At 37.9% G+C, this 6,725-nt stretch carries 7 protein-coding genes; all 7 read left to right on the forward strand.

The window, feature by feature from the left end:
* Position 1 precedes the first annotated feature (1 nt).
* The 7 genes from ACFSCX_RS21830 (at position 2) to ACFSCX_RS21860 (ending at position 6,151) form a co-directional block, all read left to right on the forward strand.
* Positions 2 to 1,012 (forward strand): branched-chain amino acid ABC transporter permease, encoded by a 1,011-nt coding sequence (locus ACFSCX_RS21830; protein ID WP_377930396.1) that lies wholly within the window; start codon positions 2 to 4, stop codon positions 1,010 to 1,012.
* A 14-nt stretch (positions 1,013 to 1,026) separates the two neighbouring features.
* Entirely contained in the window at positions 1,027 to 1,206 is a 180-nt protein-coding gene (locus ACFSCX_RS21835) for a hypothetical protein (RefSeq protein WP_377930378.1), read from the forward strand.
* Between the two features lie 4 nt (positions 1,207 to 1,210).
* The gene (locus ACFSCX_RS21840) at positions 1,211 to 2,218 is read left to right on the forward strand and encodes a 3-oxoacyl-ACP synthase (protein WP_377930379.1); all 1,008 of its coding nucleotides are present in this window, start codon (positions 1,211 to 1,213) and stop codon (positions 2,216 to 2,218) included.
* Between the two features lie 30 nt (positions 2,219 to 2,248).
* On the forward strand, positions 2,249 to 3,163 hold the full coding sequence (gene phaZ / locus ACFSCX_RS21845; protein WP_377930380.1) for an intracellular short-chain-length polyhydroxyalkanoate depolymerase: 915 nt from the start codon (positions 2,249 to 2,251) through the stop codon (positions 3,161 to 3,163).
* Positions 3,160 to 3,900, forward strand: coding sequence for a 3-oxoacyl-ACP reductase FabG (gene fabG, locus ACFSCX_RS21850; RefSeq protein ID WP_377930381.1), 741 nt, complete (start codon positions 3,160 to 3,162; stop codon positions 3,898 to 3,900). Before phaZ ends, fabG begins: the two co-directional genes overlap by 4 nt.
* A 90-nt stretch (positions 3,901 to 3,990) precedes the next feature.
* Positions 3,991 to 5,166, forward strand: coding sequence for a thiolase family protein (locus ACFSCX_RS21855; RefSeq protein WP_377930382.1), 1,176 nt, complete (start codon positions 3,991 to 3,993; stop codon positions 5,164 to 5,166).
* 79 nt (positions 5,167 to 5,245) lie between these two features.
* Positions 5,246 to 6,151 carry a nuclease-related domain-containing protein gene (locus ACFSCX_RS21860; protein ID WP_377930383.1) on the forward strand — a complete coding sequence of 302 codons (906 nt, stop codon included), beginning with the start codon at positions 5,246 to 5,248 and terminating at the stop codon, positions 6,149 to 6,151.
* Positions 6,152 to 6,725 lie beyond the last annotated feature (574 nt).

A 6,725-nucleotide genomic window follows, 5' to 3' on the forward strand; every position in this document is an offset into this window, starting at 1 on the left:
GATGATGAAGATGCAGAAGTCTAACTTGTTCTTGTTGATAATTGGTGTTTTTTTAATTCTTTTCCCTTTTATTAGTGATTCACGAACACTTTTGATCGTATTTACTCAAATCTTTATATTCGCTGTTTTTGCGATGAGCTATGATTTGTTATTAGGGTTTACAGGAATTGTGTCGTTTGGACACGCGATGTTCTTTGGGATTGGTGCTTATTCAACCGGAATTATTTTAAACCGATTTGACGGAACTGTACTCTATTTAGTCATTAGCATGATTGTTGGTGTCATTCTAGCCGCCATTGTTAGTTATATTGTTGGGATTTTATCCCTTCGTCTGAAGAGTCATTTCTACGCCATGCTCACCCTAGCTTTTGCTGGATTATTTCTAGTAGGTGCCCAAAAGTGGCGCTCGTTAACGAAAGGAAATGATGGCTTTACATTTGGAATACCAGATTTCCTAAAAGATAGAATGATGTTATATTTTGTGACCCTTGCCTTTATGATCATTGCATATCTGGCACTTAGGCGCTTTACTTCTTCTCCTGTTGGAAAAGTGTTACAGGCCATTAGAGAAAATGAACCTAGAACAGAGTCATTAGGCTATAAAATTTTGCATTATAAAGTGTTTGCTAGTATTGTAGCGGGTATTTTTGCAAGTTTAGCAGGCTCCTTTTACGTCTTAACCTTACGCTTTGTGAACACATCTGTTTTTACAACAGAAGTGACGTTAGATGCACTGTTAATGACAATTATTGGAGGAGTTGGTACGCTAGTTGGTGCGATTTTAGGTGCTGGAATTATTGAGTTTGCTCACTATTTCCTTAAGGATTTAGCGAAGGTTCATTGGATTTTTGAAAGGTGGATTATCATCTTTGGAATCATCTATATTTTAGCCGTCATGTTTTTCCCAGCCGGAATTATTGGGACAGTAAAGGGCTGGTATGCGAAAAGACAAAGTAAGAAACATGATGCTAAAAATGAAGAAGCAAGGCGAAATGCGAATGCCTCTATGTAAGGAGGGAACATGCCATGGAAGAAGCACATCCAATCACATCCTTTGTTGTTCGTTGCACCTGTATCAATGTGCAAGAAGAAACAGGAAAGAAATTATGGCGTATTAAAGTGAAGCATGTTCAAGGTGAAGAGGAAATATCCGTTCAATCGATGGAAGATATGGTGATGTATATGAAAAGAGTGCTTGGGGAGTGAGCGCATGACAGCGGTAGGAATAGTGAGTACAGGTGTTTATATACCCAATTCCTTTATGACAAGTGATGAAATTGCTGAAAAATCTGGAATACCAAAAGAAGTGGTAGAAAAGAAACTAGGTATCGTTAAAAAACCGGTACCTGGTCCTGAAGACCATACGTGCCAAATGGGAATTTACGCAGCGAAGCAGGCCATTAAACGAGCTGGAATCGACCCACTTACCATCGATTTAATTATTTACATTGGCGAAGAACATAAAGAGTATCCTTTATGGACAGCTGGAATTAAAACGCAGCAGGAAATTGGTGCTCTAAATGCGTGGGCATTTGATGTTGCGTTAAGGTGCGGAACAACGGTTATGGCCTTAAAGGTTGCAAAAGATATGATGAAAGCGGATGAATCCATCCATACCGTTTTATTAGCTGGTGGGTATCGAAATGTAGATTTTATCGATTACGATAATCCTAGAACCCGTTTCATGTATAATCTTTCAGCGGGTGGTGGTGCTATTCTGCTTCAAAAAGGGCTTGAAAGGAATGTACTTCTAGAAAGCCACCTTATGACAGATGGTTCTTTTTCAGAGGATGTTGTGGTTGTAGCTGGTGGAACGAAAGAACCGATTTCAGAAGAAGCCATTAAAAATAAGCGGAATACGCTAGATGTATTAGATCCTGAAGGAATGAAGCAGCGACTAGAGGAAAAGTCGATGGCCAATTTCTTGCAGGTCATTCGGAAGTCGTTAGAGAAAAGTAACTTAACTGAAAAGGATATTAACTATTTAGGCATTCTCCATATGAAAAAGTCGGCCCACGACTATGTGTTAGATAAGCTTGGGCTTACGGAGGAGCAATCTATTTATCTGAACGAATATGGTCATATGGGACAAATGGATCAAATCCTTTCTTTAGAGCTTGCTGAAAAAGCGGGAAAAATTAAACAAGGGGATGTTATTGTTCTTGTAAGTGCAGGCATTGGCTATGCTTGGGGAGCAACGACGATTCGTTGGGGATAGTACTACGTTAAAGAATGGGGAGGAATAGAGATGACTGTGCACCTAAAAACAGTAGGTTTACCAAATGGTGAAACTCTTGGTTATAGAGTAAGAGAGGGCGGTAATAAAACGCTACTTTTAATTCATGGAAATATGACTTCGTCAAAACATTGGGATTTATTGATCGATGCTTTACCAAATGAGTACCGTATTATTGCCCTTGATTTACGTGGTTTTGGCTTGTCTACTTATAAACAACCAATTGAAAGTATAAAGGATTTCTCAGATGATATGAAACTATTTGTAGATGCATTATCCCTAAAGGATTTTACTGCTGTAGGGTGGTCTTTAGGTGGTACTGTCGCTATGCAATTTATCGCTGAAAATCCAGGCTATGCCTCTAAATTAGTATTAGTAGCTTCAGGGTCTACAAGAGGATTCCCTGCTTACGGTTTAAATGCTGAAGGAAATATAGATTTAACCAATCGTTTAAAAACGAAAGATGATTTTAGAATGGATGCCGTTAGAACAATCCCCATACAAGCAGCCTATGATAATAGAGACGCCAATTTACTAAAGGCAGTATGGAATTCAGTGATTTATGATAAAAACCAACCAAGTTCGGAAAAATATGAAGAATATATTGATGACATGTGTACGCAACAAAACTATGCAGATGTACTTTATGCTCTGAATAGATTCAATATTAGTAAGCATCATAATGGAGTTATAGAAGGGAATCATCTAGTAAATAACCTGAACCTCCCCATTCTTGCATTATTCGGAGATCGAGAACTTGTGATTACAAAGCAAATGCAAGAGGAACTCTTAAGTGACCTTCCAAAACAATATGTTACATATGTTGAACTAAAGGATTGTGGTCACTCTCCATTGGTCGATGATATAAACCAATTAGTTGAAGCAATTACAGTATTTTTAGAGAAGAAAGTGGAGGAGAAGCAATGAGATTAGAACATAAAGTAGCGATTATAACGGGTGCTGCAAATGGTATTGGCTTAGAGGCAGCGAAAACCTTTGCGAAAGAAGGAGCAAAGGTGATCATGGCAGATTATGATGTAGAAACAGGTGGCATCCGAGCTGCTGAACTTCGAAACGAAGGACATGATGTAGCCTTTGTACAAGTGAATGTAGCAAACCGTGAAAGTGTTGATCAAATGGTCAACCAATCTGTTGAGCAGTATGGAAAGATTGATATATTAATCAATAATGCTGGAATTACTAGAGATGCAATGCTAACGAAGATGGCATCCGAGGATTTTCAGAGAGTACTAGACGTGAACTTAACAGGTGTATTTCACTGCACGCAGGCAGTTGTTCCTTATATGGTTGAGCAAGGGAAAGGAAAAATTGTCGTGACTTCGTCTGTATCAGGAGTATATGGAAATGTTGGCCAAACCAATTATGCTGCGGCAAAGGCAGGCGTAATTGGAATGGTCAAAACATGGGCAAAGGAGTTAGGACGCAAGGGAATAAATGTCAATGCGGTTGCTCCTGGCTTCACGGAAACAAACATGGTTGCAGCCGTCCCAGAGAAAGTGATTCAGCAAATGGTTGCAATGGTACCACTTCAACGACTTGGAAAGCCAGAAGACATCGCGAAGGCTTATTTATATTTAGCTTCTGACGATGCTGATTATGTAACAGGTACTGTTCTTCATGTTGACGGTGGAATTATGATGTAAAATAAAACAAAAATTACCTGTTCTCCTTTATAATAATAATGTAGGGGACAGGTGATTTTTTTAGTTTTGAGATGATAAAGGGGGAGTAACATGAGAAACGTGGTAATTACCTCAGCAGTAAGAACTCCAATTGGTGATTTTGGAGGGGCATTCAAAGATTTATTACCGACAGACTTAATGGTTCCTGTTATTCAGGAAGTCGTTTCTAGGAGCAAGCTTCAAAACCATGAAGTAAATGAAGTTATCCTTGGTCATTGTATACAGCGTACTGATCAACCGAATACAGCAAGAACTGCAGCATTACTTGCAGGTCTTTCGAACGAAACAACAGGATATACGATACAACGTCAATGTGCTTCAGGCATGCAAGCTGTTATTTCAGCTGCTCTCCAAATCCAGGCTGGGCTATCTGATATTGCCATTGCTGGAGGTGTAGAAGCCATGAGCTCAAGTCCTTACCTTTTGAAACAGCATAGATGGGGAGCACGTATGCAGCACAGTCAAGTGACTGATTCTGTATGGGAAGTGCTTGAAGATCCCATTCATCATATTATGATGGGGGAAACAGCAGAAAATCTTGCTGACATTCATAACATCTCTAGAGAAGAGCAAGATGAAATTGCCCTATTAAGCCATAAACGAGCTGCCTTTGCGATTGAAAATGGATATTTCGATGAACAAATTCTGCCGATAACGTTAAAGACTAGAAAAGGTGAGACTGTTGTTTCAAAGGATGAACACCCTCGCCCGCAAATTACAGGAGAAGACTTAGCGAAGTTAAAGCCCGTATTTCGTAAAGATGGGACCGTAACAGCAGGAAATGCTTCCGGGTTAAATGATGGAGCAGCCGCTCTCGTTCTAATGGATGAGGAAACAGCAAAGAAGAAAGGTCTAACGCCGCTTGCCCGAATCGTCGGCTTCCAAGTTGCTGGCGTTGACCCAAAGATTATGGGAAGAGGTCCAGTACCTGCAATTGAGCGCGGTCTTGAGCGAGTAGGATGGCGTTTAGAAGATGCTGACTTAATTGAAGTGAATGAAGCTTTTGCTGCACAATATTTAGCTGTTGAAAAAGAATTGAAATTAGACCGCGACAAAGTAAATGTAAATGGAAGTGGTATCAGCTTAGGTCACCCAGTTGGTTGTACGGGAGCCCGAATTGTGGCAAGCCTTGCTTATGAAATGAAGAGACGCTCTGTAACTCGTGGAATCGCTTCGTTATGTGTAGGCGGTGGTATGGGTGCAGCGGTGTTTTTAGAAAGAGTGTAATAGATTAAATGCCTGGTAGTTTGCTATCAGGTGTTTTTTCCTAATATAGATTTGTAATGAAAAATAAAGGATGTGGAATATGGTATTTAAAGAAAGAACAGAAACCCTAGATTTACAAATTTTAACGTATTTAAGCTTACGGATGAATTTGTCTGTAAAGGACTCCAAGCACCTATTCAATTTAAATAAGGGATATGAGGGTGAAGTAATGTTCGATAGACTGACCCAAAATCTCAAATGTGAATGCCTTATTATGAATGATTTATTACTTAAAACAGGTAATACGATGTTTCAAATCGATTCATTCATTATTACGTCTGATTCAATCTACCTTTTCGAAGTGAAAAATTATGATGGAGACTATTATTACGAATCCGATCGACTATATAAAAGCCCAAAATCTGAAATATTAAATCCGCTTATCCAATTGGATAGAACAGAATCATTGCTTCGACAATTACTCCAAGATCTTGGATATAAAGGTTCTATTCATGCTTCGGTAGTGTTTATCAACCCCGAATTTACTCTCTACCAATCCCCCCTAAACAAACCATTTATTTTCAGATCCCAAATTAATCGTTATTTAAACGAACTCGATGCTACTACATCAAAATTAAATCAAAAACACAAAGTGTTAGCTGAGAAACTATTGTCACTACATATTATAGATTCTCCTTACAAACAATTACCATCTTATGAGTATGAGATGGTAAAGAAGGGTATTACTTGTGTAGCTTGCCAGTCGTTTTCTGTTGTTGTCAAGGGTCATAATTGTGTCTGCCAGAACTGTGATTTTATAGAACTTGTTGAAGATGCAGTTATGCGAAGTGTAAAAGAGTTTAAGCTACTTTTTCCTCAAATAAAAATAACTACGAATGTTATTCATGATTGGTGTGAAATAGTGGTTTCTAAAACGAGGATACAGAGAATTCTTGAAAAAAATATGAAGAAAATGGGTGATAATCGGGGTGCATATTATATCTGACTATTTTAATTTAAAGAAAATTCCTGATGAAAAGTCGAATAACTCGAAGTAATAAACATTTTGAAGAAGAATCCTGATGAAAAAGTCGAATAACTCGAAGTAATAAACATTTTGAAGAAGAATCCTGATGAAAAAGTCGAATACTCGAAGTAATAAACAATTTGAAGAAGAATCCTGATGAAAAAGTCGAATAACCCGAAGTAATAAACATTTTGAAGAAGAATCCTGATGAAAAAGTCGAATACTCGAAGTAATAAACATTTTGAAGAAGAATCCTGATGAAAAAGTCGAATAACCCGAAGTAATAAACATTTTGAAGAAGAATCCTGATGAAAAAGTCGAATACCTCGAAGTAATAAACATTTTGAAGAAGAATCGCGATCCAAAAGTCGAATACCTCGAAGTAATAAACATTTTGAAGAAGAATCCTGATGAAAAAGTCGAATACCTCGAAGTAATAAACATTTTGAAGTCAAGTCCATATTATTGTGTAAATTAAATTAACAATGTTTTCAACTAAAAAATAATAAGTATTATCGATTATATTTTGTATTAGAACGAGGTCAACATCTCT

Origin of the sequence: Bacillus salitolerans (genome assembly GCF_042680805.1) — a bacterium.
Lineage (GTDB): Bacteria > Bacillota > Bacilli > Bacillales > SA4 > Bacillus_CJ > Bacillus_CJ salitolerans.